At 41.8% G+C, this 25,354-nt stretch carries 27 protein-coding genes and 1 pseudogene; 8 read left to right on the forward strand and 20 right to left on the reverse strand.

What is annotated here, in order from left to right:
- Nucleotides 1-14: 14 nt before the first annotated feature.
- The 3 genes from essB to AC0VYC_RS14855 all read right to left on the reverse strand — a co-directional run bounded on the left by essB (nucleotide 15) and on the right by AC0VYC_RS14855 (nucleotide 1,971).
- Entirely contained in the window at nucleotides 15-1,328 is a 1,314-nt protein-coding gene (gene essB / locus AC0VYC_RS14845) for a type VII secretion protein EssB (RefSeq protein WP_008345895.1), read from the reverse strand.
- Between the two features lie 14 nt (nucleotides 1,329-1,342).
- Complete coding sequence (gene yukD, locus AC0VYC_RS14850; RefSeq protein ID WP_008345897.1) at nucleotides 1,343-1,582, reverse strand: ESX secretion system protein YukD; 240 nt, start codon at nucleotides 1,580-1,582, stop codon at nucleotides 1,343-1,345.
- A 95-nt stretch (nucleotides 1,583-1,677) separates the two neighbouring features.
- The gene (locus AC0VYC_RS14855) at nucleotides 1,678-1,971 is read right to left on the reverse strand and encodes a WXG100 family type VII secretion target (protein ID WP_003213769.1); all 294 of its coding nucleotides are present in this window, start codon (nucleotides 1,969-1,971) and stop codon (nucleotides 1,678-1,680) included.
- Nucleotides 1,972-2,378: 407 nt separating this feature from the next.
- Between AC0VYC_RS14855 and AC0VYC_RS14860 the strand changes: the two genes are divergently transcribed.
- The 3 genes from AC0VYC_RS14860 (at nucleotide 2,379) to AC0VYC_RS14870 (ending at nucleotide 5,568) form a co-directional block, all read left to right on the forward strand.
- Nucleotides 2,379-3,608 (forward strand): PucR family transcriptional regulator, encoded by a 1,230-nt coding sequence (locus tag AC0VYC_RS14860; RefSeq protein WP_255816760.1) that lies wholly within the window; start codon nucleotides 2,379-2,381, stop codon nucleotides 3,606-3,608.
- Between the two features lie 110 nt (nucleotides 3,609-3,718).
- The gene (gene ald, locus AC0VYC_RS14865) at nucleotides 3,719-4,855 is read left to right on the forward strand and encodes an alanine dehydrogenase (protein ID WP_335350425.1); all 1,137 of its coding nucleotides are present in this window, start codon (nucleotides 3,719-3,721) and stop codon (nucleotides 4,853-4,855) included.
- A 116-nt stretch (nucleotides 4,856-4,971) separates the two neighbouring features.
- Complete coding sequence (locus AC0VYC_RS14870; RefSeq protein WP_212360851.1) at nucleotides 4,972-5,568, forward strand: biotin transporter BioY; 597 nt, start codon at nucleotides 4,972-4,974, stop codon at nucleotides 5,566-5,568.
- A 47-nt stretch (nucleotides 5,569-5,615) separates the two neighbouring features.
- On the opposite strand, the gene AC0VYC_RS14875 is transcribed toward AC0VYC_RS14870, so the two are convergent.
- A complete protein-coding gene (locus AC0VYC_RS14875) occupies nucleotides 5,616-6,944 on the reverse strand; it encodes a Na+/H+ antiporter family protein (RefSeq protein ID WP_024719743.1) in 1,329 nt (442 codons plus the stop codon).
- A gap of 139 nt (nucleotides 6,945-7,083) precedes the next feature.
- On the reverse strand, nucleotides 7,084-8,574 hold the full coding sequence (locus tag AC0VYC_RS14880; protein ID WP_335350426.1) for a leucyl aminopeptidase: 1,491 nt from the start codon (nucleotides 8,572-8,574) through the stop codon (nucleotides 7,084-7,086).
- A 326-nt stretch (nucleotides 8,575-8,900) separates the two neighbouring features.
- Here AC0VYC_RS14880 and AC0VYC_RS14885 point away from each other — a divergent pair, with 326 nt between their 5' ends.
- On the forward strand, nucleotides 8,901-9,377 hold the full coding sequence (locus AC0VYC_RS14885; protein WP_024719744.1) for a divergent PAP2 family protein: 477 nt from the start codon (nucleotides 8,901-8,903) through the stop codon (nucleotides 9,375-9,377).
- 39 nt (nucleotides 9,378-9,416) lie between these two features.
- Here AC0VYC_RS14885 and AC0VYC_RS14890 read toward each other — a convergent pair whose 3' ends face one another.
- The 4 genes from AC0VYC_RS14890 to AC0VYC_RS14905 all read right to left on the reverse strand — a co-directional run bounded on the left by AC0VYC_RS14890 (nucleotide 9,417) and on the right by AC0VYC_RS14905 (nucleotide 12,041).
- Entirely contained in the window at nucleotides 9,417-10,061 is a 645-nt protein-coding gene (locus AC0VYC_RS14890) for a 3D domain-containing protein (RefSeq protein WP_039168936.1), read from the reverse strand.
- Between the two features lie 99 nt (nucleotides 10,062-10,160).
- Entirely contained in the window at nucleotides 10,161-10,481 is a 321-nt protein-coding gene (locus AC0VYC_RS14895; RefSeq protein WP_003212933.1) for a YuiB family protein, read from the reverse strand.
- A gap of 81 nt (nucleotides 10,482-10,562) precedes the next feature.
- The gene (locus AC0VYC_RS14900) at nucleotides 10,563-10,688 is read right to left on the reverse strand and encodes a YuiA family protein (RefSeq protein WP_008346797.1); all 126 of its coding nucleotides are present in this window, start codon (nucleotides 10,686-10,688) and stop codon (nucleotides 10,563-10,565) included.
- 135 nt (nucleotides 10,689-10,823) lie between these two features.
- Complete coding sequence (locus tag AC0VYC_RS14905) at nucleotides 10,824-12,041, reverse strand: NAD(P)/FAD-dependent oxidoreductase (protein ID WP_160758061.1); 1,218 nt, start codon at nucleotides 12,039-12,041, stop codon at nucleotides 10,824-10,826.
- A gap of 390 nt (nucleotides 12,042-12,431) precedes the next feature.
- Between AC0VYC_RS14905 and yumC the strand changes: the two genes are divergently transcribed.
- Nucleotides 12,432-13,430 carry a ferredoxin--NADP reductase 2 gene (gene yumC, locus AC0VYC_RS14910; protein ID WP_035389290.1) on the forward strand — a complete coding sequence of 333 codons (999 nt, stop codon included), beginning with the start codon at nucleotides 12,432-12,434 and terminating at the stop codon, nucleotides 13,428-13,430.
- 46 nt (nucleotides 13,431-13,476) lie between these two features.
- On the opposite strand, the gene AC0VYC_RS14915 is transcribed toward yumC, so the two are convergent.
- Nucleotides 13,477-13,683, reverse strand: a complete 207-nt coding sequence (locus AC0VYC_RS14915; protein ID WP_008346803.1) for a hypothetical protein — start codon at nucleotides 13,681-13,683, stop codon at nucleotides 13,477-13,479.
- A 210-nt stretch (nucleotides 13,684-13,893) separates the two neighbouring features.
- Here AC0VYC_RS14915 and AC0VYC_RS14920 point away from each other — a divergent pair, with 210 nt between their 5' ends.
- Complete coding sequence (locus AC0VYC_RS14920; protein ID WP_427243784.1) at nucleotides 13,894-14,310, forward strand: hypothetical protein; 417 nt, start codon at nucleotides 13,894-13,896, stop codon at nucleotides 14,308-14,310.
- 121 nt (nucleotides 14,311-14,431) lie between these two features.
- Here AC0VYC_RS14920 and erpA read toward each other — a convergent pair whose 3' ends face one another.
- The 3 genes from erpA to AC0VYC_RS14935 all read right to left on the reverse strand — a co-directional run bounded on the left by erpA (nucleotide 14,432) and on the right by AC0VYC_RS14935 (nucleotide 16,229).
- Nucleotides 14,432-14,794 carry an iron-sulfur cluster insertion protein ErpA gene (gene erpA, locus AC0VYC_RS14925; protein ID WP_017358921.1) on the reverse strand — a complete coding sequence of 121 codons (363 nt, stop codon included), beginning with the start codon at nucleotides 14,792-14,794 and terminating at the stop codon, nucleotides 14,432-14,434.
- Nucleotides 14,795-14,867: 73 nt separating this feature from the next.
- A complete protein-coding gene (gene dapF / locus AC0VYC_RS14930; protein ID WP_286069582.1) occupies nucleotides 14,868-15,722 on the reverse strand; it encodes a diaminopimelate epimerase in 855 nt (284 codons plus the stop codon).
- 270 nt (nucleotides 15,723-15,992) lie between these two features.
- Nucleotides 15,993-16,229 (reverse strand): YuzB family protein, encoded by a 237-nt coding sequence (locus tag AC0VYC_RS14935; RefSeq protein WP_008346813.1) that lies wholly within the window; start codon nucleotides 16,227-16,229, stop codon nucleotides 15,993-15,995.
- A 255-nt stretch (nucleotides 16,230-16,484) separates the two neighbouring features.
- Here AC0VYC_RS14935 and AC0VYC_RS14940 point away from each other — a divergent pair, with 255 nt between their 5' ends.
- Nucleotides 16,485-17,552 (forward strand): NAD(P)/FAD-dependent oxidoreductase, encoded by a 1,068-nt coding sequence (locus AC0VYC_RS14940; protein WP_024719749.1) that lies wholly within the window; start codon nucleotides 16,485-16,487, stop codon nucleotides 17,550-17,552.
- A gap of 48 nt (nucleotides 17,553-17,600) precedes the next feature.
- Here the strand turns inward: AC0VYC_RS14940 and AC0VYC_RS14945 are convergent, their stop codons facing one another.
- Both AC0VYC_RS14945 and AC0VYC_RS14950 read right to left on the reverse strand, forming a co-directional pair.
- A complete protein-coding gene (locus AC0VYC_RS14945; RefSeq protein ID WP_008346816.1) occupies nucleotides 17,601-17,831 on the reverse strand; it encodes a WYL domain-containing protein in 231 nt (76 codons plus the stop codon).
- Nucleotides 17,832-17,930: 99 nt separating this feature from the next.
- Complete coding sequence (locus AC0VYC_RS14950) at nucleotides 17,931-18,260, reverse strand: YuzD family protein (protein ID WP_008346819.1); 330 nt, start codon at nucleotides 18,258-18,260, stop codon at nucleotides 17,931-17,933.
- A 120-nt stretch (nucleotides 18,261-18,380) separates the two neighbouring features.
- Between AC0VYC_RS14950 and AC0VYC_RS14955 the strand changes: the two are divergent.
- Nucleotides 18,381-18,680: pseudogene (locus tag AC0VYC_RS14955) on the forward strand (NifU family protein).
- A 44-nt stretch (nucleotides 18,681-18,724) separates the two neighbouring features.
- Here AC0VYC_RS14955 and AC0VYC_RS14960 read toward each other — a convergent pair.
- From AC0VYC_RS14960 to AC0VYC_RS14980, 5 genes are all read right to left on the reverse strand, one after another.
- Nucleotides 18,725-20,695, reverse strand: a complete 1,971-nt coding sequence (locus AC0VYC_RS14960) for a S9 family peptidase (protein WP_475388747.1) — start codon at nucleotides 20,693-20,695, stop codon at nucleotides 18,725-18,727.
- Between the two features lie 103 nt (nucleotides 20,696-20,798).
- Nucleotides 20,799-21,731 carry a homoserine kinase gene (gene thrB, locus AC0VYC_RS14965; protein WP_007500423.1) on the reverse strand — a complete coding sequence of 311 codons (933 nt, stop codon included), beginning with the start codon at nucleotides 21,729-21,731 and terminating at the stop codon, nucleotides 20,799-20,801.
- Entirely contained in the window at nucleotides 21,728-22,789 is a 1,062-nt protein-coding gene (gene thrC, locus AC0VYC_RS14970; protein ID WP_048002236.1) for a threonine synthase, read from the reverse strand. Before thrC ends, thrB begins: the two co-directional genes overlap by 4 nt.
- On the reverse strand, nucleotides 22,789-24,090 hold the full coding sequence (locus tag AC0VYC_RS14975; protein WP_024719752.1) for a homoserine dehydrogenase: 1,302 nt from the start codon (nucleotides 24,088-24,090) through the stop codon (nucleotides 22,789-22,791). Before AC0VYC_RS14975 ends, thrC begins: the two co-directional genes overlap by 1 nt.
- A gap of 222 nt (nucleotides 24,091-24,312) precedes the next feature.
- Nucleotides 24,313-25,281 (reverse strand): 2-hydroxyacid dehydrogenase, encoded by a 969-nt coding sequence (locus AC0VYC_RS14980; protein ID WP_017367983.1) that lies wholly within the window; start codon nucleotides 25,279-25,281, stop codon nucleotides 24,313-24,315.
- Between the last annotated feature and the right edge of the window lie 73 nt (nucleotides 25,282-25,354).

Raw genomic sequence — 25,354 nt, forward strand, 5'->3', positions numbered from 1 at the left:
TTGTATCGAAAGAATTATTTTTTCTCATCTTTTTTCGTCTGAGAGGTTTTCTTTTTTGCATCAGATTCTTTCTCTTTTTTCTCCTGATCGGCTTTTGACTGCTCTTTTTGTTCAGCTGTTTCATCTGTTTGGCTTGCATCTGAGGAGTCATTGGTGCTCGTCTCCGTTGTTTCTTTTTCTTCATACTTCGCCATTTCCTTAATGATTGGATCTAGCTGTTTTTGTTTTTCTTCAGCAGATAGGCTGTCGTCATTTTGAATTTCATTGCGGTAGGCGACGAGTGCTGTGAATATGTATCGGTCGTCCCCGAGCACCCTTGCAATATCCAGAGCTTCCTTGCTATTGCCTTGTCCAATATGAATCCAGAACAGGAAGTATTGCGGGTCTGTCTGCAATGTGTACGTATCCGTGATTTCTTTTTTGTGCTGGTCAAGCAATAGATTCCCTTGATTCGTTTGCACATACGAAATGGCCAGTTCATATTGAAGAGAGACTGGCATTTGATCGGCTTTGTATTTTTCGAGCGTATCCACCACTTGGCTGTACTGCTTGTTGAGATAATACTTGTTCGCTTCCACATACGCTTCTTGTTTCGGCATGGCGAAAAAGAACGTGTAAATGGTATACACCAATGCAGGAATCAAAAGAACAAGGAGACCAAGCCCAATGTATCGTTCGATCTTCCATTTCTTTTTTGGAATGGTTAAGAGCGTCTTTTCTTTTGCTTCGATGGCTTCTATTTTTTGTTGAATCAAAGCAGACAATTCTTCCAGTGACTGTGTATCACTTATTTCCTTTGCCAGCTCAGATAATTTCAACGTATCATGATAAGCCAAATATTCTTGAAACTGATATTCATGGTCCACCACTCGAAGAATGACGGCTTTGACCTCTTTTAACAGACGATGTTGGTCGGTTTCATATGGCGGGATGCTTTCTTTAACCCCGTAATGCAAAAATGCAGGCGCTAAGCCTTGATGAAAAACAATGTTTTCAGGAGAAACAATAGGATGCAGCCGCTTCACGTCGTGTTTGCACACTGCATCGACAAGCTGGTATGAAAAAATCCATTTGCTTTTTTCATCCTTTGCATGGATGAAACGAAATTCCTGATAGGCAGGAGGCGGTTGAATGGAAATGATGACCTCACCTTCGGTTAATTGGATCTCTTTTTTAAATGAAGGATTGATGTCTTTAATCGGTGCCGCTTCTAAACCGTCTAAGAGTTTAATTGTCTCTCTTTGAAAAATGAAGGTGTAAGTGCCTTCCTCTTTTTTCATGACTGCTTCTAATTGTTCTTCTAAATAGGAACTCTTTTTATCTGCCATTTACAAAAGTCCTTTCATAGTATTTCCAGCCTGTCTCCTGTGGTGATTCCACAGTCTGACAGCTTATATTCGCCTGAAAACACAGCTTTCTTATTGACTACACGCACCCATCCGCCATCTCGTTTAGGTAGTGAGATTTGTTTTGCCTGCCAGGCGATATGGATGACTTGTTTAATATGTAAATAATTTGATAGTCTCAAATCAAACACACTGCCATCATAGTTTTTTAAGTCGATGGTAATATCGATATACACAAATTTCCACCTCACAAAATAGAAAGAGCGCCGGCATCAACTGACAGACTCGGCGCTTTTTCTGCTTTTCACACTTAGAAAGGAAATCCCTTTGATTAGCCGCGGATTTGGCTAGCGATGTCTTGGTCAGTGCTTTCAAGTGTATTTGCAGTTTGATCAAGCTGATTGCTGACATCTGTTAATAGATCAGACATTTTGATGAATGAAGGTTTAAGCTGTTCGTATTGATCAGCGAATGCTTCACTAGAAGCACCTTCCCACATTCCTTTTAGGTCAGAGATCATTCTATTTAGACGATCAACTTGGTTTAACACTTCTTGACTTTCAACACCATATTGCTTAGCGGTCGCTCTTAGTTCTTCTGGGGTTACGCGAATAATTCCTGACATATTCCTCATTACCTCCCGTGCATAGCCGCCATATAATGGGCTAATCCACTTATTTTTTGACGTTATTATTATAAAAACAGAAATGATACACAGTCAAACAAATCTGTTTTTATTTTACAAAATGAGTCTATGGAATTACTGTTTTTTCGCTCTTTATCTAGTATTTAACAGTTTTTTGGTCATATATTCTTAATAAAAGGGCGTGCACTTCCATGAATCTTTCCGCCTATTGATTTTTTACTACATTATTATTGTACTATTTCTTTTTGTGATCAACGCATGACCAATGTGCTCATTTTTCAAGCTTTTTGTTTTTTTAATGATTATGGCATTTTTTTGTTGATTTACGTACCTGATTCTCTTCATAATGTAAGTACGTGAAATATTCGAAAAAGCAGGGGTTTTTTATGACAAAAAAGACAGATCCATTTAAGTATAGCCTTGATCGTTTAGAGGATGTGGCAGACCAAATTAGTGATGTGCTCAATTGCCCTATTACTATAGAAGATACTCATCATCGATTATTAGCCTATAGCACACATAATGATTTCACTGATCCCGCCAGAACTTCAACCATTATCTCCCGCCGTGTACCGGAAAAAGTCATTAATCGGCTTTGGAAAGACGGTATCATTCCTACACTCCTTAAAACAGATGAACCGCTTCGCGTACCTCAAATTGCAGAAGTCGGTCTATCCAGCAGGGTTGCCATTTCCATATGGAAAGACAAAGAGGTGCTCGGCTTTATCTGGGCGATTGAATCCTCGCAGCCTTTTTCAGATGAAGAAATGGACCTTCTCAAGATGGCAGCACATGCCGTGAAAAACAAATTACTCAATTTACAAATTCGAAAAACGAAAACAGAAGAACGCAATCAGGAGCTATTTTGGAAGATGCTCACAGGACATATTCATGAAAAGGATGAGATGCTTGATCTCTTCTTGAGACTTGGGATGAGGTGTCCAGACACGTATGCGATTATTATTTTTCGCCTTCGTGATGAACTCACAGAAGATACGGAAAAGAAGCTCTCCTATCTGCTTGAAACAACGCAACAAGTGCAGGTGCTGTTAACGACTGTTGATTTTAACGAATTCATTATTCTTGTCTCCCCAAAAACAGAACATCCGCTTCAAGATATTAAACAATTCACAAGCGGCATGCTAAAGCAGTTGTCTGATCGGTATCAGCTCCATGACGTTCAAGCGGCCATTGGTGGAATTTACGATCACATTACTCATATTCAGCCATCCTATAAAGAAGCACTGGCCGTCTTAAAAACAAAAGAACGCTTTCCTGTGGAAACAGAACAATTAAACAGCTTTTCTGAACTGGGTATTTATCAATACTTAGATGTGCTTGCTGAAAAACGAAAGGGATCGTCTTATTCCAGTTACTCTTTATCAAAGCTTGAGGATTACGATCTCAGGCATCATTCCAACCTCGTCGAGACCCTTGAACGGTTTATTGATTGTGACAGCAACGCCAATATCGCCGCAAAGCAGTTAAATATTCATATCAACACATTGAATTACAGACTGAAGCGGATTACGGACATTGCAGAAATTGATTTAAAAAACATGAATGAGAAAATGACCATTTATCTTGATATGAAGCTAAAAAACGTCCCTTTGTGAAATTTCACAAAGAGGCGTTTTTTAATTTTTTCATTCAACCGAAGAATTTTCTAAACTTTCAGGATACACTAGACATACAATATCAATAGATAAGCATAGGAGGAATTGATATGATCATCGGCATTCCGAAAGAGATTAAGAACAATGAAAACCGGGTCGCATTAACACCAGGAGCAGCATCTCAATTGCTTTCAGCTGGACACCAGATTTTAATTGAAACGAACGCTGGTTTTGGAAGCGGTTTCACTGATGACGATTATGTATCTGTTGGTGCAGAGATTCTTGATCAAGCGAAAGATGTGTGGGCATCTTCTGATATGATTATGAAGGTAAAAGAACCATTACCTGAAGAATATTCATATTTCAGAGAAGATCTGATCTTATTTACGTACTTGCACCTTGCAGCAGAGCCCTCCTTGGCTGAAGCATTAAAACAAAAAGGTGTAACAGCCATTGCTTATGAAACGGTAACGGACGGAAAATCACTCCCTCTATTAACGCCAATGTCTGAAGTAGCAGGTAGAATGGCTGCTCAGATTGGTGCTCAATTTTTAGAAAAGCCAAAAGGCGGAAAAGGCATTTTGCTCGCCGGCGTGCCAGGAGTATCGAGAGGGAAAGTCACCATTATTGGCGGCGGCGTCGTTGGAACAAATGCAGCGAAAATGGCGATCGGACTTGGCGCAGATGTCACCCTTATTGATGTAAATGCGGAACGATTACGTCAGCTGGACGATCAGTTTGGTCATCAAATGAAAACGTTAATGTCTAATCCTGTTAACATTGCAGATTCAGTGAGCGAGGCAGACCTGCTCATTTGTGCAGTTCTCATCCCTGGTGCTAAAGCTCCAACCCTTGTCACAGAAGAAATGGTGAAACAAATGAAGCCTGGTTCTGTCATTGTCGATGTAGCCATTGACCAAGGCGGGATTGTGGAAACAATCGATCATATCACAACACATGATCAGCCTACTTATGAAAAGCATGGCATTTTACATTATGCTGTTGCCAATATGCCCGGAGCGGTTCCGAGAACATCGACAGTTGCTTTAACAAATGTCACAGTCCCATACGCACTGCAGATTGCAAATAAAGGCGCTGCAAAAGCGATCAAAGAAAACAAGGCGATTGCTGAAGGCGTCAATGTGATGAACGGACATATCACCTATGAAGCTGTCGCTCGTGATCTCGGCTATGATTATGTGCCTGTTAGTAAAGTTCTTGAAACCTCTTCCATGACCGAAGCTTAATATCTAGCCCGCCCTTTTCAGGGGCGGGTTTTATTGTTAACCTAAAATAAAAATGAGTTGACAAAAGAACCTCTTCCCCTTAATCTATTTGTACAGATAAGACAGGGGGAAATATCATGCAAAAGAAGACAAGAACAGCTGACTTTGTGCTCGTCGGGATGTTTGCTGCACTCATGGCTATCGGAGCCAATATCACATCCATTGTGCCATTTTTACAGGTCGGCGGAATCCCACTTACGATGCAGCCGTTTTTTTGTGTGCTTGCTGGTCTTTTGCTGGGCAGACGACTTGGCGCATTGGCCATGATTGTCTATGCTCTTGTTGGGATCGCTGGTGCACCTGTATTCGCACAGTTCTCGGCGGGTCTAGGCGTTATTTTAGGAAAAAGCGGTGGCTTTGTGTTATCATACATTCCTGCTGCATGGTTTGCCGGATTCATTCTTGAAAAAAGACAAAACCCTGGTTTTGGCCGCTTTTTATTTGCAGCCATTGCAGGAACGACCGTGATGTATGTGATCGGGACAACTTATACATACATCGCATTAAATGTATGGCTGAACGCACCAATCTCTTATCAAACCACATGGTTCTTCATGATGTGGTTTATGGTAAAAGACTACACGCTGACCATCCTCCTTGCGATGCTGGCACCTAAAATTTATCGATCGGTTTCAAAAGCCACATCCTTTAGAAAAGAACAAACAGCTTCCTAATATCAGAAAAGGTTCCTTTACTCTATGAGTAAGGAACCTTTTTTCATTTATAGCATAATTGCCGCAAGCCAGCCGAACAAGACGAGCGGGATATTATAAAAGGCGAATGTTGGGACACATGTACCCCAAATGTGGTGATGCTGTCCATCCATATTCAGTCCAGATGTTGGTCCGAGTGTACTGTCGCTTGCAGGTGAACCTGCATCTCCTACCGCCGCAGCTGAACCAATAATCGCAATAGTCGCCATCGGGCTGAATCCTAAGTGTAAACAAAGCGGGACAAAGATCGTCGTAATAATCGGAATCGTTGCAAATGATGAGCCAATGCCCATTGTCACTAGCAGACCCACCAGTAGCATTAAAATAGCCGCTAAGCTTTGGCTGTTTCCGATAAATTGAGAAGACGCCTTGACGAGAGATTCAATATCTCCTGTTTTCGTTAAAACATTGGCAAATCCAGCTGCAACAAGCATGACAAATCCGATAAATGCCATCATGTTCATGCCAGATGTAATCAGCGCATCTGCTTCATCACGTTTCATCATTCCAGTTACAAACAAGACAAGCAAGCCTGCAAGCGCACCGAAGATCATCCCTTCGACTCCAAGGCTTTGAGAGAGATATAACTGAACAATAAGTGATACAAGGATCGCAAGTCCAGCAAAGAATAAGCTCTTTTTTGTATATGCTGATTTTTCTACATCCGTAATGTCACGATTCTCATATGTTTTTGGCTTACGATAGACAAAGAGTGAAACGATCAAGCCAACAACCATGCCGCCTACAGGAATCAGCATCGCATACGGAATGTCTGCTAAATTCACTGTTAAACCTGCATCTTTCATGTTGTCACGAAGCATTCCGTGAAAAATCTGTCCAAAACCGACCGGAAGCAAAATATATGGTGCAGTAAGTCCGAAAGTCATCACACATGCTAGCAGTCTGCGGTCAATTTGAAGCTCGTTAAACACCTTTAATAATGGCGGGATTAAGACCGGAATAAAGGCAATATGAACAGGAACAACGTTTTGAGAAAAACAAGATACAATCAAAATGACCAGAATAATGAGCACTTTTGATAATGTTTTTCTTCTTGAATCGCCTTCTTTTCCAAGAAGCTTCACAGCTCCTTCGACCATGGCATCAGGAAGACCCGTTTTCGTCAGTGCGGCTGCGAATGCACCTAATAGTGCGTAACTAATCGCCACTGTCGCATTTCCGCCAAGACCGTCAGTGAACGCTTGAACTGTTCCCCCTAGACCTAATCCACCTGCAAGTCCGCCCGCTAAAGCGCCAAGTGCCAACGCAATCACGACATTGACCCGCAGCAAGCTTAATATCAACATTAAAACAACCGCTAAAACAACTGCATTCATGGTGAAACCTCCGAAATCCTTTAGTTTACTAATGTAGTAGATAATTAAAGTACCAACGTATGTTACCATAGAAAATTTACTTCGTCAAATGGCGTATGTCCTACATAAAAAGCTCTGCCAACTGGCAGAGCTTCTGTCTTTATTTCTTCGGTTCAAATCGTTCCACAAATGTTGCTAATGATCTGACCATCACACCTGTTGCTCCTGTTGGTCCAAAGCATGAAGGCTTTTCTGTCGTGGCTGTTCCTGCAATATCTAAGTGCACCCAAGGGGTGTCTTCAGCGAATTCTCCGATAAATGCACCTGCCATGATCGCATGGCCATCACGGCCTGGTGAGTTATTCAGATCAGCCATTTTGCTGTTTCTTACTCGTTTTTTATCTTTTTCGGTGATTGGCAGCTGCCAAATCATTTCCCCGCATTCTTCTGATGCCTCTTTAAACTGGGCATACAGTTCATCGTTATTGGTCATCACGCCTGTTGTCTCATTCCCGAGTGCCACAATGACACCGCCTGTTAGTGTCGCAACATCCACAAGCACAGAGGCACCATGCTGCTTCGCATAGGTCACACCATCTGCTAAAACAAGCCGACCTTCTGCATCCGTGTTAAGCACTTCAATTGTTTTGCCGCTTAGTGAGACAATGACGTCATCTGGCTTCATCGCATCTGCTGAGACCATATTATCTGTTGAGGCGATGACCGCAATGACATTCTGCTCTGGACGAAGTTCACCGATGATTTCCATTGCGCCTAAAACAGAGGCTGAGCCGCCCATATCTGTTTTCATCCCTACCATACTTGCTCTTGGCTTTAAGGAATACCCACCTGTATCATACGTAATGCCTTTACCGACAAGGCCAATGACGTCTGTCCATTCTTCCTTGCCTTGATATTTCAATACAATCAACTTCGGTGGTTCTGTTGAGCCTCTATTAACGGCTAGAATACCGCCCATTCCGAGCTCTTCCATTTGTTCTTTATCTAAAATTTCAATCTCGAATTCATATTTATAAGCAAGCTCTGCCGCATAGGATGCAAGATCAGAGGACGTGAGCATGTTCGGCGGCATATTCACAAGTGTACGAGCCGAATTGACCGATTGTCCGTAGACTTCGCCCACTTTCAAACTTGCCTGAATTTCGGCAGCATCATGATCCGTCGTTGCATAAACAAATTCGATAAAGCGATCCGGTTCATTCGTTTTATGTTTAAAATCTTGTAATTCATATGTAGCTAAAAGGCAGCTTTCAGAAAGGGCATGGGCTGCATCTTGAACAGGCAGATCCTTTCCTGTGAATGTATCAAGCAAAACCGAAACTGCTTGCTTTTTATCTTGATGAAGCTTTTTAAATAAATGCGCAAACACTTCCTTTGCCTCTTCAAACGTGTAATCTGACTCCTTCCCAAGCCCGACAAAATAAATACGTTTAATGCCGGTTTTAGGGGATGGGAAAAATTTCGAAAGCTGATTTCGCTTGGACGAAATATCGCCTTCTTTTAATAATTCAGTGATTCTTCCTCCATGTAACTCATCCATTTCTTTTGCTTTTCCTGATAATTGGCTCTTTTGAAAAAGTCCGATGGCCAGTGTATCTTTATGTTGCAACTCATTTGTCGAGAAAAACATATTTATCACACGCTCCTTCAATGAACTCCATATTTCACATTGGAACTTCTATTATATCAAAATTTATGTGCTGATACGATCATTGCCAGCCTGTCTTCCCTTGAAGAACATTTATATTTTGGCACGCGGAAGGGCATCATGAAAAAGCGGCAGCGATCAATAGCAACCTGTCCATGGTCTCCTCGTTCCACATCTACTTTCTTTAATGTTATAATGAACATGGACTTGGCAACAGTTCTTACTGCCATCATTTTTTTATCTTACTAGGGTAAATACTTTATCATTTCGCACGTTATTTTTTCTTAAAGAGAGGATGTTTCTTGTTCATGAGCGTACTGACGAATTTTCCGCTGCTTGCCAGCCTTGCAGCCATCTTTTTTGCACAATTTGTAAAAGTACCGATTCAATTTATCATTTCTAGACGACTAGATTGGTCGCTCATTACAAGCACAGGCGGAATGCCAAGTTCACACTCCGCAGCAGTAACAGCACTCTCAACAGCAGTTGCTTTAGAGCACGGGCTAGGAACATCTATTTTTGCCATTTCCGCCATCTTTGCCATTATTACGATGTTTGATGCGACAGGTGTTCGCAGACAGGCGGGAGAACAGGCAACTGTTCTGAACAAACTGGTCACAGATTTTAACCGGTTTGTTGCCGAGGCAAAGAACTTCCCAAGTGCGGAAGAAAAAGAGAAGCAAAAGAAATTGAAAGAGCTTCTTGGGCATAAGCCGATTGAAGTCTTCTTCGGCGGCTTAACAGGAATTTTGCTCACACTCATCTTAGATTATTACTTCATGTAGAAACGAAAAAGCTTTGGACCTTTTGAATCCAAAGCTTTTTTATTCTTTATTGGCTTGAAACTGCTGCCGGAACACTTGCATCGATTCCGCTTCATTCAACTGATTTAAGTCTTTTTCTGTCAGCGTCCCTTCACCCTTTTTAACCACATAAACGTCCAGCACTTTTTTACCCCATTCTCTATACACATCATCAACCGTTTCATAATATAAATCAAGCTTATGACCTTTAATCGCTTTCCCAGTATCTGCGACTACACCATAGCCATAATTAGGGATAAACAGGACAGTTCCTATCGGAAAGACAGATGGGTCCGCTGCCACGGTTGAATATAAATCACGTTTTACTTTGACGCCTGAATATGTAATGCCATATGCATGATGTTCTTTCGTCTTACCTGTTGATTCTACACCTGCTGTATAACCTGTGGCGACAACCTTTTGCTTCGGATAATCGTTCCAATTAAATGCTTCTTCGAGAGAAACAGCACGCAAATCGTCACTTTTCACCGCCATCGTCTGCCTTTTTGGATGCTTTAAAAAAGAAGATACGTGCTTACCGGCATCGGTCTCTTTCACCCATGCAGCTAAATCACTTGGTTCTACGCCAGATATGCCCGTAAAGCTTGTCATCAAGGCAAGCATAAACAGAACTGTCATGAACAATCGTTTCATCCATGTTTTCATTTCTATTTGTCACTCCTCTACCCATCTATTTGTTTCCAAACAAAATGGAAACTATGCAAAGGAGAAACAAAAAAACCCACTTGCGTGTAGACAAGTGAGTTAAAACATTTGATAGCCTCTTTTACGAAGAGCATTGATGACAAAACCTGAGGCAATGGCACCAATTAAACCACTTAATAAAATAATGATATCTGCCGCAGCAAGAGAAACGATGCGGTCTCCTATCCCGGAAAAAGCAATGCCTGGTTCTCTTACATAAGCAATCATCTTTTGATTATTGATAATGAAAAGGCATACAATTGGATATAAAATTGCCATAATCCATGACATTCTCAGCAGCATATTCAGCAAAAAGCCAATGCCGAAGAATAACACGAAAAATAAAATAACTGAAATGATAACGACTGGTAAACTGATCACTTCATCTCCACCCCCAAATATCCCATCATTAGTTTAACTTGGAAATAGAGATGAAGTCAATCAATGGAAAAAGCCGTAAGATTAATGCTTCTTTCCTGTCCCTTTACATTCCTCACATGTTTCTGATCCGCCGAGCAATAACTGAAAATATCCTTTTCCTGAACAATACTGACAAGTTGACTTTTTTTCTTTCGTTTGTGCATTCATATTGCTCACTCCTTAATCTAAATTTTCTGATAATTCATCATAACATATTTTTCTGTCCAGTACCAAGTGAGAAAATATTCCGTCAAACATTAAAAAACGTGTACCACAGGGATACACGTTTTTGTCTATATCGATTTAGAAGAACTTGAATTTTCCTTTTTTCAGAACAAGTCCTGGTCCGCCAACCATGAATAATGAACGGTTGTCGATGATTTTTTTCATTGCAGAAGCTTTTGTTCCTTGAAGTTTTTTACCAAACGCAACACCTACAGCGTCGTGTTCACCAAGAGAAGCAACTGTTCCTTTGATGTCTGGCTTAAAGCTTTCAAGCGTGCCACCTTTTACTAGTGCTGCAAGGTTTTTCGCTACTGTTTCACCTTGTTGCATCGCAATTTGTGCAGTAGGTGGGTATGGACGATTAATTTCTTCATTGATGATTAATGAGCAGTCACCGATGATGAATACATCTTCATTTTCTGGTACACGAAGATCTGGAGACACTTTTACGCGGCCGCGCATGTTTTCAAATCCAGCTTCTTCAACGATTGGGTTACCACGTACACCAGCAGCCCATACAACAGTTTCAGCTTTGATTTCTTCTGTATCATCGTCTTTTCCAACAATGATGCCTTCAGGCGTACATTCTTTGATCGCTGTACCGATTTTGAACTCAACACCCTTACCTTGAAGGTAGTTCATCGCATAGTCGATCAATTCAGGATCGAATCCTGGAAGAGCTGTTGGTGCAGCTTCTACACAGATAATACGCACGTCTTTTTGATCAATATCATACTCTTTGCAAAGCTCAGGTACACGGTTTCCAAGCTCACCAAGGAACTCAATACCTGTGAAGCCTGCACCGCCGACAACGATTGTCAGACGCTCTGGACGCTTTTCAGCTTCTGTATTATATGTCGCAAATTGAAGTTCAATGTGCTCACGAAGCTGACGAGCAGAGTTGATGTTAGAGATTGAGAATGCATATTCTTTCAGTCCTGCAATACCAAATGTTTCAGGAACAGCACCAAGCGCAACAACAAGGTAGTCATAAGAAAGTTCGCCATCTGATGTCACAACTTTCTTCTCTTCCTTATTAATGCTTTCAACTGTTGCTTGTACAAAGTTGACACGGGAACTGTTAATCACATCTTTGATTTGATAACGACAACGGTCATGATGAAGAGTACCTGCACTTGCTTCATGTAACCATGTTGTTTCGTAATGATAATTATGCTTGTTCACAAGAGTAATGTCCGCATCATTTGTGCCAAGCTGTTTTGTTAATCTTGTTACAGTCATTAATCCGCCATAACCTGCACCTAATACAACGATTTTCGGTTTATTCACTGGAATCACATCCACCTTTTTTAAATTTGCTGTAAAACGGATAAAGAATTACATATCGTTATTCTCAACCGCTTTGCGGCATTTTATGAAATTTAAACAAAAAAATAAGTATGTGAAAATCTGAACTTTCACCTACAAAAAACGAAAGCATTTGACCGTATCCGACAAAAATTCATAAAAAATTAATATTTAGTTCCCTTAACAATAATAGCGAGTTCTGCTCCTTTTTTCAAGGCTTTAAACTGAAAATCCTTAGGATAAACGGTCTTTCTCTCTTTTTTCCCCTTTTCACAGCATCGGCATCAAAAAACGACAAGTTTTTCAAAACAAGTCAAACGACGATATGTGGTATGATATGATATAGTGATAACAATTTTCATTTGGGAGGATTAAGGAATGCAAGAAGATTCTAAGGTATATGACATTACCGTTATCGGGGGCGGCCCAGTCGGGTTGTTTACTGCGTTTTACGGGGGCATGAGACAGGCAAGTGTGAAAATCATTGAAAGCCTTCCTCAGCTCGGCGGTCAACTATCCGCTCTTTACCCTGAAAAATACATTTATGATGTGGCTGGTTTCCCAAAAATCCGCGCACAAGAATTAATTGATAATCTAAAGGAACAAATGGATAAATTTGATCAAACCATTTGCTTAGAGCAAGCTGTGGAAACGGTTGAAAAACAAGCTGACGGTATCTTCAAACTCGTTACGAATCAAGAGGTTCATTATTCAAAAACGATCATCATTACAGCTGGTAACGGTGCATTCCAACCGAGAAAGCTTGAGCTAGATACAGCAGAATCATTTGAAGGAAGCAACCTGCATTACTTCATCAATGACTTGAACCAATTCGCTGGCAGACGTGTTGCTGTTCTTGGCGGTGGAGACTCTGCGGTTGACTGGGCACTGATGCTTGAGCCAATCGCAAAAGAAGTATCGATTATTCACCGTCGTGATAAATTTCGTGCACATGAGCACAGTGTAGAAAACTTGCACAACTCGAAAGTCAATGTGCTGACACCATTTGTGCCAACTGAGCTCATTGGGGAAGACCGCATTGAACAAATTGTGCTTGAAGAAGTCAAAGGCGATAAAAAGCAAGTACTAGATGTGGACGACGTGATCGTCAACTTCGGTTTTGTTTCATCCCTTGGACCAATCAAACAATGGGGCCTTGAAATCGAAAAGAACTCTATCGTGGTCAAATCCACAATGGAAACCAATATCGAAGGCTTCTATGCGGCAGGAGACATCTGTACGTATGAAGGAAAAGTCAAATTAATCGCAAGCGGATTTGGTGAAGCACCAACTGCTGTGAACAACGCCAAAGCTTACATGGACCCGAAAGCTCGTGTACAGCCGCTTCATTCCACAAGCTTATTTGAAAATAAATAAGAACGGATCAAAAAAAGGAGTTCCATCTGCGGAACTCCTTTTTTGTTTATTTAAAAATCCCAATATAGGCATTCGCCATTCCAAGTACCATTGCAGCAAGTAACACCACAACAATTCCTGCCACAACCAAAATCACCCGATCCTTCACACGTTCCTTTTTCGGAAGCGGCTTGTCTATCCCGCAAGATGGACATGTTTTTGAACGATACGGAATCAGTTCATGACAGTTCCTGCAATTGATTTGTTCACTCAAACCTCAGCAACCTCTTTTCTGATGACAGTTTATGTTTGGTTCTCATGATACTCTTTTCGAGTGGAAATAGCCAGTTGTGAGGACAAGCTGTAACAAAATTGAGCGATTTATGAATTGTTTGAGAAGAAATGGAATCAATGAAGGTTTGATTGGTTCAGCCGATATAAGAAGGAGAAGATCGTCATGAAGTCGTGAAGGATAGGTGGAAAGATGATAAAACGTTTCATGATTAGTTTGAGCTTGTTACTGATAATTGGCGGCTCAGTAGAAGTGTTCGCAAAAGACTATAACAAACACTATGCTAAATTCGCTGCCGGATTGAATATGGATGTTGATCAGCTAGAACCTTTTTTAACACATGTGTCTACTTCGATTTTAGATGCTGGTTTGAGTGATCAAGAAATCAAACAGATACTCACCAACGTTCAAAAAATGAATAAAAACAATGAAACAAAAAGAATGGGCACTTTTGAAGTGGTGTATCTTGGAGAACGAGCCAAGATAAAAATTGAGGTTGAAGTCCATGTGGAAGATGGCAATAAAGAAGTGGTGATCTATATGTTTAGCACCCAAGAGTTGGTGGATGTCTTGGATAAAGAACTTTTGAAAATAGAAGAAGCTATATAAAAAGAGATGCGGAATGAGTGTCTTTTTTGGTCACCTTTCCTCTTCAAACAAAAAGCCTCCTCAATCGTGTTGTTACAAGAACAAACGAACAAGGAGGCTTATTATTATCCATGATCAGTTGTTAACACTCTTCCGGCGTACCGGTATTCGTGGCTGTTCTGAACGAAGAACCGCATCCGCATGATGCGATCGCGTTCGGATTGTCAATCGTGAAACCGCCGCCCATTAGTGATTGTTTGAAATCAATGATGGTGCCGTTCATGATGTCAAGGCTTTCGGAGTCGACAAGGACCTTGATGCCCTGCTGTTCGAACTGCGTGTCTTTCTCTGAGACTTCATGGTCAAAGCCCATTCCGTATGAAAGACCGCTGCAGCCGCCACCTTTTACGCCCACTCGCAGGAACGCATTTTCTTCTTCATGTTCTTTCATCATATCTTTAATCTGCAATGCAGCAGCTTCTGTAATCGTTACTGGTGTACTCACGATCATCCCTCCTTTTGACTGGATGTTTCTTTTCAATTATAAACGTGATGTTGCCTTTTCTCAAATAAATGGTTTAGAGATAGAATGTGCCGTCACAAATTGTTTCAGCAGGTCCTGTCATCAGCACATGGTCATTGTCTTTCCAGCGAATGATGAGGTCTCCGCCAGCTAGATGAACGGTCATATCCGTTTCTTTTTTCGCATGTCCATTCACAATCGTTGATACAGCCGCAGCACATGCTCCTGTTCCGCACGCTTGCGTAATCCCTGATCCTCTTTCCCACACGCGAAAATGCAGTTCCGTTTCACTGACACGTTCCACAAATTCTACATTGACGCCTTCTGGAAACATGTCATGCTTTTCAATAATTGGCCCAAGCGAATCGAGCGGCGCCTGTTCAATGTCTTCTAAATAGAAAACGATATGGGGATTCCCCATTGAAACAGCTGTTCCATTTAAGGTCGTCGTGCCAAAATCAAGCGGTTCATTAATCGTTGTACTGGCCGGTTCACCAAGCATTGGCATCGCTTCTTTTTCAAAACGAGGTTTACCCATATCTACTGTCACTAACTGAACTTGACCATCCTGCACATGAACGGTCGCCTCAACGAGTCCTGACAATGTCTCAATCTTAAACGTTGTGTCTGTTACGATTTGATGCTCATACACATATTTTGCAACGCAACGCAGACCGTTACCGCAGTTTTTCCCCTCTGATCCATCATTGTTGAAAATGCGCATCTTCACAGGCGCAACATCTGATGGGCAAATGAGGATCATCCCGTCAGAACCGATTCCTGTATAAACAGAAGAAACCTGAATTGCTATCTCTGACAGCTGCTCTTCTGGAAGCTGTTCCTTCATCTGATTGACGTATATATAATTGTTTCCTAGTCCGTGCATTTTCGTGAATTGAAATGATGTCATGAGCGTCCTCCAAAAATGTTGTTTCTTTATAGTATAAAAGGAGTCGATTCAGGAGACAATCTTATCATCCCCCGTTTTTCATACATAGAAGCTCTTTGCTGCCATGGCAAAGGGCTTTTATTATGCATATGTCTCTTTTTCTCTCGTGTGATGCTTCATTTTGATGATATTTTATTAGCATAACATATTGGATACGCTTTCTACATTTTCTCCTGAAAAATGGAAACTGAATGTATGAAAAAAATGCACCTCATGACCCATGTGGTGCATTTAAAACATGTCGTTTTCCTCTATAAAAGCATAAATACGCTCGACTAGCTGCTCTGCATTTTCTCCAGAAACAAATTCTCCATTCACAAGGGCAAATGGGGAGTCCATACATTTGCCGCAGTAGCTTAAACAACCGTATTCCATTACATCTAAGTTTGGGTCTTTTTCAAGTTTCTCTTTTGCTTCTTGAGACCCTTGTGCAAGATTACTTACACAAAATTCGATCAGTGGAAACACTGTGCTTCACCTCACATTTGCCTTACTATCCTACCGAAATTCCTTCTATTAGTCAAAACATGAGCTTCAATAAATCGTTACGCCTATTCCCCGTAAAATGTTTTACTATTTAGGACTAAGTAATGAATATGTAGGTTATTTTGAAACAATTATTGTGGTTTCACAGTAAATTCGATATAATTTTATTTGGTATTTTAACTTAAAGTTTTTTAGTATAAGTGTTTTTCAATGTCTAGGGGGAAAAGGAGAATCGTCATGAAAAATTTAGTCTTGATCGGCGGAGGTTACGGGAATATGCGGGTTCTCCACCGCTTATTGCCAAATCAATTACCTGATGATGTTACTATCACATTAATTGATCGAAATCCTTACCACTGTTTAAAAACAGAATATTATGCACTTGCTGCTGGAACGATCTCTGATCATCACATTCGAGTATCTTTTCCAGAGCATCCGAAGCTGGATATTCAATACGGGGAAGTAGAAAAAATTGATATTGAAAACAAACAGATCTTATTTAGCGACCGTGAACCGCTTCCATATGATGATACGGTAATCGGACTCGGCTGTGAGGACAAGTATCACAATGTCCCTGGTGCGAAAGAACATACATACAGCATTCAAACCATTGATCAGTCAAGACATACGTATAACAAATTAAACAATTTGAGTGCAGGTGCAACGGTTGGTATCGTCGGTGCTGGACTTAGCGGGGTAGAGCTGGCCAGTGAACTGCGTGAAAGCCGTTCTGATTTAAACATCATTCTTTTTGACCGCGGAGAACTGATTCTTTCCAGTTTCCCAAAAAGATTAAGTTTATATGTACAAAAATGGTTTGAAGAAAATGATGTAAAGATCATTAATTGCGCCAATATTACGAAGGTTGAAGAAGGAGTTGTGTACAACCATGACGATGCCATTGAAGCAGATGTCATCGTGTGGACAGCAGGAATTCAGCCAAGTAAAGTCGTGCGAGATATGGATGTTGAAAAAGACGCCCAAGGCCGTGTCGTCTTAACTCCTCATCACAATCTCCCTGGAGATGAGCATGTCTATGTCGTAGGTGACTGCGCAAGCTTGCCGCACGCACCAAGTGCACAGCTTGCCGAGGCACAGGCAGAGCAAATTGTGCAATCTCTACAGAAACGCTGGAAGAACGAGCCGCTTCCTGAGGCTTACCCGCAGTTTAAGTTAAAAGGCGTACTCGGCTCTTTAGGAAAAAAAGCCGGCTTTGGCTTAGTGGCGGATCGCCCGCTTGTTGGTCGTGTTCCAAGACTCTTAAAATCTGGACTTCTTTGGATGTACAAGCACCACAATGGATAAAATGATGTGAATTTTTTCTCAAAGCTCCTTCTAATGAAGGAGCTTTTATTATGAAACGGCATGTGCCGATGGATGGTTCACTTTGATAGGAGCAAGCGCAAGGATGCAGTCTTTACGAAACGTTCTGATCGTCTTCTTCGATAAACAATACGCTTGTATGAACTGTTCAGTTTGACGATGTACAATGATTTTTCGTTTCGAGCACTCTCCATTTTTCTTCATATAAATCATATCAATCGGTATTTGTTGATGAAGAGATTGTTTTAGTAAATAATTCATGATGCTCACGCTCCTTTCATCTCATTATATGCGAACAAACGTTCTAAATCAACCTAAAAAGAACGTTTGTTCGATTTATTTTTCTAAAAAAAGAACAGCTCATTCACTGCTCTCTTCGTACCCGTATTTCTCCATTTCTTGATAAATATCTTTTAATTTCGGATTGCCCTCTCCTACAATTTGATCCTCAACAAGGACAAGCGGATAAAAGAATTCATCATCAAGAATTCGTTCAGATAATTCTTTTTGGCGTTCGTTTTCAGGCGGATGCTCAATATCGATATATGTGATGCGAAACGGCTGATTTGGATATTTTCGTTTTAATGCTGCATCTAGCCACTCAAATGTATCTTTTGAAGAAGGCAGATTCACGCAGCTAGCGCACAGGACATCTCTTCCATATACATAAAGGTCAACGGTTTTGTTCATTTGACAAGCCCCCATTCTTTCTTTATTTTAGCTGAATTTTCTGTATGAAAAAAGTCAAAATCACTTTTTGTTTCAAGATGAGATTGTGCTATAATGAGAAGGAAACTTTGAAACCAATCAATAGATTTTTATCGTCCAGATGAATATAATGGTGATATGTTGTGAAAGGAGCGATTATATCTAATGACTGAAGTCGAAATGAAAGACCAAGTACAGGAAGTACTGGACAAACTTCGTCCATTTCTATTACGTGATGGTGGAGACTGTGAGCTTGTAGACATTGAAGATGGCATTGTGAAATTACGCCTTCTTGGTGCATGCGGCAGCTGCCCAAGTTCAACCATTACATTGAAAGCCGGTATTGAGCGCGCATTATTAGAAGAAGTACCTGGCGTTGTAGAAGTTGAACAGGTTTTCTAATTCATATATGACATGAAAACGACCCTTACTGGGTCGTTTTTTAATTAGGATAACTTCTCTCTAAACCATTCTTGAATAAAGGTCAGTCTTTGAATACGCTGCCCAGGGTGGCCGCTTCTCGATAAATCATGAGAAGCCTTCGGGAATTTGACTAATCTCGTGTCTTTTCCAAGCTCCTTCAATGCCACAAAAAGCTGTTCTCCTTGATCGACTGGGCAACGGTAGTCTTCATCACTGTGCAGGATGAGAAGCGGTGTATTCACCTGTTTTACATACTTTAGCGGCGAACGATCCCATAGCTTATCAACAGAGTCATAAATATCCCCATCAATCTGCCATTTTGTAAAGAAATAACCGATATCACTGATGCCATAAAAGCTAATCCAGTTCGAGATGGAACGCTGTGTAACAGCTGCACGGAAACGGTCTGTCTGTCCGACAATCCAGTTGGTCATAAAACCGCCATAGCTGCCGCCTGTTACGCCAAGCCTTGTTTCATCAAGAAAGTCATAGGCTTCGAGCACATGATCAACAGCCAGCATGACATCCTCATAATCAACATCACCATAGCTGCCTCTTACCCGGTCTGTAAACATCTGTCCGTATCCATGACTGCCATGAGGATTGATATACACAATCGCATACCCTTCAGCGGCAAGCATTTGAAATTCATGAAAATACGTATGACCGTACATCGCATGCGGCCCGCCATGAATTTCTAAGATTAGTGGATATGTCTTCCCCTCTTCCATCTGAGCAGGCTTCATCAACCAGCCATGTACAACGTCTCCTTCTTTTGACTGGAAAGAAATTGGTTCAGGTTCGGATATGACATGTTCCTTTAGAAAGTCATCATGCTCAAACGTGATTTGCTTGAGTGAGGATTCCCCTAAAGTCAGCTCATACAGCTCACTAGGCGAGACAGGTGAAAGACGGCTGATCAGTATTTTTGATTCGTCTGGATGAAGACTGAAATTCGTCACATGTTCTGCCTCTAAACGAACGGGATAGGCTAAGCCTTCAATAGAGAAATAATAAATTCCGGTACTCCCTTGATCAGAAACAAGCGCATAAAACCCCTGACTATCCTTTGTCCATTGTGGAAGCTGATTGGCCTCACCCATAACACTATCCCCTGCCATACAGTTTCCTACATACATATCGAGCATTTCTGACAATTGAACGGTCTTTTTCTCCTTCAGGTCATGCAGCCACAATGACAGGATGGTCGCATTTTCAAATTCACGTTCGTGTCCAATGTACAAAAGGCTTTCTCCATTTGGAGAAAATGATACAGTCGTGTAAGCGCCTGTTGATTGGGTGATTTTCTTGGATGTACCGTCCTCTATGGAAAGGAGACAGATATCACTTATGTAAAACGTCTGAGGATTTGACTGAATATACGCAAGCCACTTCCCGCAAGGAGAGATGACATGATTCACATGATGATGCGGCTCACTCGTAACCATCTCTACCTCGCCGGAACGGACATCGATTTTTACAATTTGCGTCAGACGCCCGTCTAAAAAGCCTCTGCCATCTGCTTTATAAGTCAAATCATCATATACGGCCGGAGCAAAGTCATCACGCTCTTCTTTTTTTTCATCATGAACAGATTCATCCTGTTTTAATGAGACCGCTGCATAAATGAACGCTCCATCCGGTGAAAATACAGGATGAGAGACGCCGTAAGGAATATTCGTTAAGGTACGTATGCCGCCGCCATCGCTCTGAATGAGTGCGAGCTGGGGGACTTCCTTTGGCTTCTGCAAAATAAACGCAAGCTGCTTTCCGTCTTTTGACCATGCTGGCTGATGATGCTTCCCATCATCAAATGTCCATTGAGACAGCTCCCCTGTCTCTTCATCTCGAACCCATAAATGAATATTGTAATCATCCTTTTTTTCATTCACCGTTACTTTTGTAAAAACAGCCTTTTTTCCATCTGGTGAATAAACTGGATGAGAAACAGACACGATTTGTGTTAAATCCTCTGCTATTATCAATTTCTTCATCAATAGATCGCCCCCTTTTATGTATCAAAAAATAGTTCGCTTCTCTAAATAATAATCCCTGCTTTTGTTATGAAAAACAAGGATAAAAAAAGAACGTGCGTCTTCACAGCACGTTCTTCATTTGATTCACAGAATGATGCTCGACGACGACACCTTCTACCGGCACCGTCAGTACATCCACTTCACAATGCGGGAAATTTTGGGCAAGCTGCTTTTTCAGCGCTTCTCCCTTCCCTTTTTCCACTAAGGTCAAAATAGTCGGCCCAGCACCGCTTAATGCCGTTCCATACGCGCCTTTTAATGAAGCAACGTGCTCCACCTTGGACAGCTCTGGGACAAGCATCGTGCGGTATGGCTGATGAAATAAATCTTTATTCATCATTTCCCCTACAAGCGGCCAGTTCTGCGTCATTAAGGCGGCGACAAGGACGTTACTCACAGCACTCGCACTCACGGCCTGTTTATAGGAAAAATCCTCTGGCAGGACATCACGGGCATCCTTTGTGAGCACTTCATAAAAAGGAATCACGACGACGACATCTACATCCACATGCTGTACTTTAACGGCATGTGTCTTGTCTTCTTCATGAAGACCGATGAGTAAACCACCGAATAAAGAGGCACCCGCATTATCTGGATGACCTTCTACCTCACTTGCAAAAAAGAGCTTCTGATCATCGGTCATCTTTAATTCAAGCAACTGATTGGCGAGCTCAATAGCGGCGACAATAGCAGCAGCGCTGCTGCCCAGCCCCCTTGCTAATGGAATATCACTCCACACTTTGACATGAACAGGCGGGAGTGTTTTTCCAAAGTCATCTGCGACCTTTTTAGCTGTTTGGTAGATCAGGTTATCGGTGCCTGATGGAATACCAGACACGACATCTGTTTCTGCTTCAAACAGCCAGCTATCATGGTCATAGACCGATAGCTTTAAATAGCGGCTGAGCGCCATTCCGACTGAGTCAAAGCCTGGTCCTAAGTTGGCAGTGCTTCCCGGTACTGTGATTGAAAAAAGCATGGAGGCGTTACTCATACGCGTGCGGCCTTTTCTAAATGTTCCAGAATTTGATCTTCATCTGCATCCAGTGTGACCGGTTTGATATGTGAAATATCAATCGCCGTATTCGGATCTTTTAATCCGTTTCCTGTTAGTACAGCGACGACTTTACTGCCTGGCTTAATTTCTCCAGATTTCACTTGTTTGAGTACACCTGCAATTGATGCACAAGAGCCTGGCTCTGCAAACACACCTTCTTCACGTGCGATCAATTGATAGGCATGAAGAATTTCTTCATCTGTCACTTCATCAATTTTCCCGTTTGATTCATCTGCCGCCGCTACAGCTTGCTTCCAGCTTGCAGGGTTTCCGATGCGAATGGCTGTTGCGACTGTTTCTGGCTGCTCAATGACTTCATTTCTAACGATGGCTGCAGCTCCTTCTGCTTCAAAACCACGCATGACTGGCAGTCCCGTGCCTTTTTTCTCATGATATTCTTTGAAGCCTTTCCAGTACGCTGTAATATTCCCCGCATTTCCAACAGGAATCGCCAGTACGTCCGGTGCGGAGCCTAGCTGCTCACAGATTTCAAATGCCGCTGTTTTTTGTCCTTCAATTCGGTATGGATTGACGGAGTTAACAAGTGCAATCGGTGCTTTTTCACAGATGCTGCGGACAATTTTCAGCGCATCATCAAAGTTGCCGTCAATGGCAATAATCTCTGCTCCGTACATGACAGCCTGCGCCAGCTTACCGAAGGCAATTTTTCCATCTGGAATGATGACAATACATTTCATATCAGCGCGCGCCGCATAAGCTGCTGCTGCTGCAGACGTATTCCCTGTCGATGCACACATGATCGTATCATTGCCTTCTTCTTTTGCCTTTGCGACGGCCATGACCATCCCGCGATCCTTAAAAGAACCTGTAGGGTTGACGCCTTCTGTTTTCACATGAAGTTCAATCCCAAGCTTTTCAGATAGCTTTGCGAGATGAATCAGCGGTGTGTTTCCTTCATTTAATGTTAGTTTAGGTGTGTGTTCGTTTACTGGTAAGAATTCTTGAAATTCTTCAATGAGTCCATTCCACTTCATCAGCTTAAACCGTTCCCTTCTACTCGGTACGTGCTCTTCACTTGAACCACCACGTCGAGATCGTTTAATGTTTGCAGGATATTTGAGAAATCTTCTTCTGATGTCTGATGTGTAATAATCACAATTTCAGCAAGCTCATCATGCCCTTTGACAGGAAGCTGAAGGATCTTTTCAAAGCTGATGCCTCTTTCAGAAAAAATCGATGTAATGCGGGAGAAAGCCCCGACTTGATCTCTCACATGTATTCTTAAAAATTGCTGAGCAAATACTTCGGATGATGATTTGATTTTCTTCTCAAATTGCGGTGCAATAAATCCACTGCCATTCACACCAAGACGCATGTTTTTCATAACAGCGACTAAATCTGAGACAACAGCTGTTGCCGTTGGCAGGCTGCCTGCTCCAGGTCCGTAAAACATCGTTTCTCCGACAGCACTTCCGTAAACATAGACAGCATTAAATTCATTGTTGACGGAAGATAACGGGTGATGATCAGGAAGTAAAGTTGGCTGTACGCTGACCTCCACTTTCTCTCCGTCTCTTTGGGCAATTCCAATCAACTTCATTGTATAGCCAAAACGTTTACTGAAATTAATGTCCTCGTCCGAGATGTCAGAGATGCCTTTCACTTTCACATCCTCTAAGTCTACATTCATGGAAAAGCCGAGTCTTGCCAGAATGGCCATCTTTCTTGCCGCATCCAGTCCTTCTACATCCGCCGTCGGATCTGCTTCTGCAAAGCCAAGATCCTGTGCTTCTTTTAATACATCTTCATACGCGCTTTTATCGACATTCATTTTTGTTAAAATAAAGTTCGTTGTCCCGTTCACGATTCCCATCATTTTTGTGATGCGGTCAGAGGCTAAACCTTCCTCTAGTGTACGCAAAATCGGAATCCCACCTGCGACACTTGCTTCATAGTAAAGGTCACAGCCGTTTTCTTTTGCTACATGTAAAAGCTCTGTGCCATATAGCGCCATTAAATCCTTATTGGCTGTAATGACATGCTTCTTCTCATTTAGTGCATCTATTAAATATTGTTTTGTCTCTTCAATGCCGCCCATCACTTCAATAATGACGTCGATCTCTGGATCTCGAATCACATCGTATACTTCAGTTGTGAAGACCTCTCTTGCCACATCCACATCTCTTTTTTTATCGGGATTGCTCACAAGCACTTTTTGTATTAATACCGGACAGCCGATCTGGTGCATTAATTTATCCTGATGATCTTGAATAATCTTAACGACACCGCTCCCCACTGTTCCTAATCCTAGTAGTCCAACTCGAATTGCCTTCACCTGAAATTCCACCTTTCTCCGTAAATGTCCTCTCTAAAAAGACATTTGTTAACCTAACACAGACATTCAATGTACACACATTATAAAGGGGTATCCTCATTTTGACAAGGTAATAAAATAAGAGAATATGAGAATGAAACCGCTTAACAGCTATTTATATCAAGATTCTATATTTTCAAAATATTTTTGTGAGAAAAGCTCCCGAAGCCGGGAAGCTTGAGATTACGCCTGAACTGGCGTTTTGGCTTGCTGATCTTGCAGGACAAGCGCAATATTTTCAGCACATAAATGCATCATGTTTTTTCTCGTTTCAACACTTGCACTTCCGATATGAGGAAGCACTGTCACATTTGGTAATGTCGTTAACGGGTGATCTGGGCTGACTGGCTCCTTGCTAAATACATCCAGACCTGCTCCTGCAATTTTTCCTGTCGTGACAGCATCATATAAAGCATCTTCATCTACCGTCTGCCCTCTGGAAACGTTGATGAAGTAAGCCGTGTTCTTCATCTGCTCAAATGCTTTCTTATTAAACATTTCTTTCGTTTCAGGCGTTAAAGGCGTCAAACAAACGATGAAATCAGACTGCGTAAGCAGCTCATCAAATGCGGCATAGGTCACACCTAGCTGCGCTTCTGCTTCTGGCTTTCTTGAACGATTATGATACAGAACATTCATATCAAAACCTTTTGCCCGCTTGGCCAGTGCGGTTCCAATACTGCCCATTCCGACAATCCCTAACGTTTTATGATGCACATCAGCACCGGCTAGAAGAAGCGGCCCCCAGCCTGTCCAGTTCCCATCCTTAATCCAATCACTCGCTTCGACAATTCGTCTTGCTGACGCCATCAAAAGCGCAAAGGCTAAATCAGCCGTCGATTCTGTTAAGACGTCCGGTGTATGACATACCGTGATCCCGTGCTTTTTAGCTGCCTTTAGATCAATATTGTCATAGCCGACCGCGAGATTCGCGACCACTTTTAGATTTGGAGCATTTGATAAAAGTGCCTCATCTACTTGATCTGACAGCATCGTGAGCAGCCCATCTGCTTGAGCCGCTTGTTTTTCTAACTCTTCTCTTGGACACGGCTCATCCTCGCTCGTCCACATATCAATATGAGCGACTTCTTTTAATGGTGTAAGTGTTGTTTCATCAAGCTTTCTTGTGATATAGACATAAGGTTTCGTCAAGAAGAACACTCCTTTGGTTGATTTCTTTAAGCATAACGAAAAACGCCTCAAGAGAAAAGAGACGTTTCGTCTG

The sequence above is a fragment of the Bacillus sp. iso_77 genome (genome assembly GCF_056173625.1).

Bases quoted from the DNA above. Each gene is read 5' to 3' on its own strand.
- AC0VYC_RS14880 (WP_335350426.1), bottom strand. From the start codon at position 8,574: ATGTTTTTCTCGACAAATGAGTTGCAACATAAAGATACACTGGCCATC.
- AC0VYC_RS14945 (WP_008346816.1), bottom strand. From the start codon at position 17,831: ATGAATTATTTACTAAAACAATCTCTTCATCAACAAATACCGATTGAT.
- AC0VYC_RS14875 (WP_024719743.1), bottom strand. From the start codon at position 6,944: ATGAATGCAGTTGTTTTAGCGGTTGTTTTAATGTTGATATTAAGCTTG.
- dapF (WP_286069582.1), bottom strand. From the start codon at position 15,722: ATGACATCATTTCAATTCACGAAAATGCACGGACTAGGAAACAATTAT.
- AC0VYC_RS14900 (WP_008346797.1), bottom strand. From the start codon at position 10,688: ATGAATGCACAAACGAAAGAAAAAAAGTCAACTTGTCAGTATTGTTCA.
- AC0VYC_RS14885 (WP_024719744.1), top strand. From the start codon at position 8,901: ATGAGCGTACTGACGAATTTTCCGCTGCTTGCCAGCCTTGCAGCCATC.
- AC0VYC_RS14855 (WP_003213769.1), bottom strand. From the start codon at position 1,971: ATGTCAGGAATTATTCGCGTAACCCCAGAAGAACTAAGAGCGACCGCT.
- thrB (WP_007500423.1), bottom strand. From the start codon at position 21,731: ATGAGTAACGCCTCCATGCTTTTTTCAATCACAGTACCGGGAAGCACT.
- AC0VYC_RS14860 (WP_255816760.1), top strand. From the start codon at position 2,379: ATGACAAAAAAGACAGATCCATTTAAGTATAGCCTTGATCGTTTAGAG.
- ald (WP_335350425.1), top strand. From the start codon at position 3,719: ATGATCATCGGCATTCCGAAAGAGATTAAGAACAATGAAAACCGGGTC.
- yumC (WP_035389290.1), top strand. From the start codon at position 12,432: ATGCAAGAAGATTCTAAGGTATATGACATTACCGTTATCGGGGGCGGC.
- AC0VYC_RS14960 (WP_475388747.1), bottom strand. From the start codon at position 20,695: ATGAAGAAATTGATAATAGCAGAGGATTTAACACAAATCGTGTCTGTT.
- AC0VYC_RS14890 (WP_039168936.1), bottom strand. From the start codon at position 10,061: ATGAAAACATGGATGAAACGATTGTTCATGACAGTTCTGTTTATGCTT.
- AC0VYC_RS14920 (WP_427243784.1), top strand. From the start codon at position 13,894: ATGATAAAACGTTTCATGATTAGTTTGAGCTTGTTACTGATAATTGGC.
- AC0VYC_RS14870 (WP_212360851.1), top strand. From the start codon at position 4,972: ATGCAAAAGAAGACAAGAACAGCTGACTTTGTGCTCGTCGGGATGTTT.
- AC0VYC_RS14950 (WP_008346819.1), bottom strand. From the start codon at position 18,260: ATGAACAAAACCGTTGACCTTTATGTATATGGAAGAGATGTCCTGTGC.
- thrC (WP_048002236.1), bottom strand. From the start codon at position 22,789: ATGAAGTGGAATGGACTCATTGAAGAATTTCAAGAATTCTTACCAGTA.
- AC0VYC_RS14940 (WP_024719749.1), top strand. From the start codon at position 16,485: ATGAAAAATTTAGTCTTGATCGGCGGAGGTTACGGGAATATGCGGGTT.
- essB (WP_008345895.1), bottom strand. From the start codon at position 1,328: ATGGCAGATAAAAAGAGTTCCTATTTAGAAGAACAATTAGAAGCAGTC.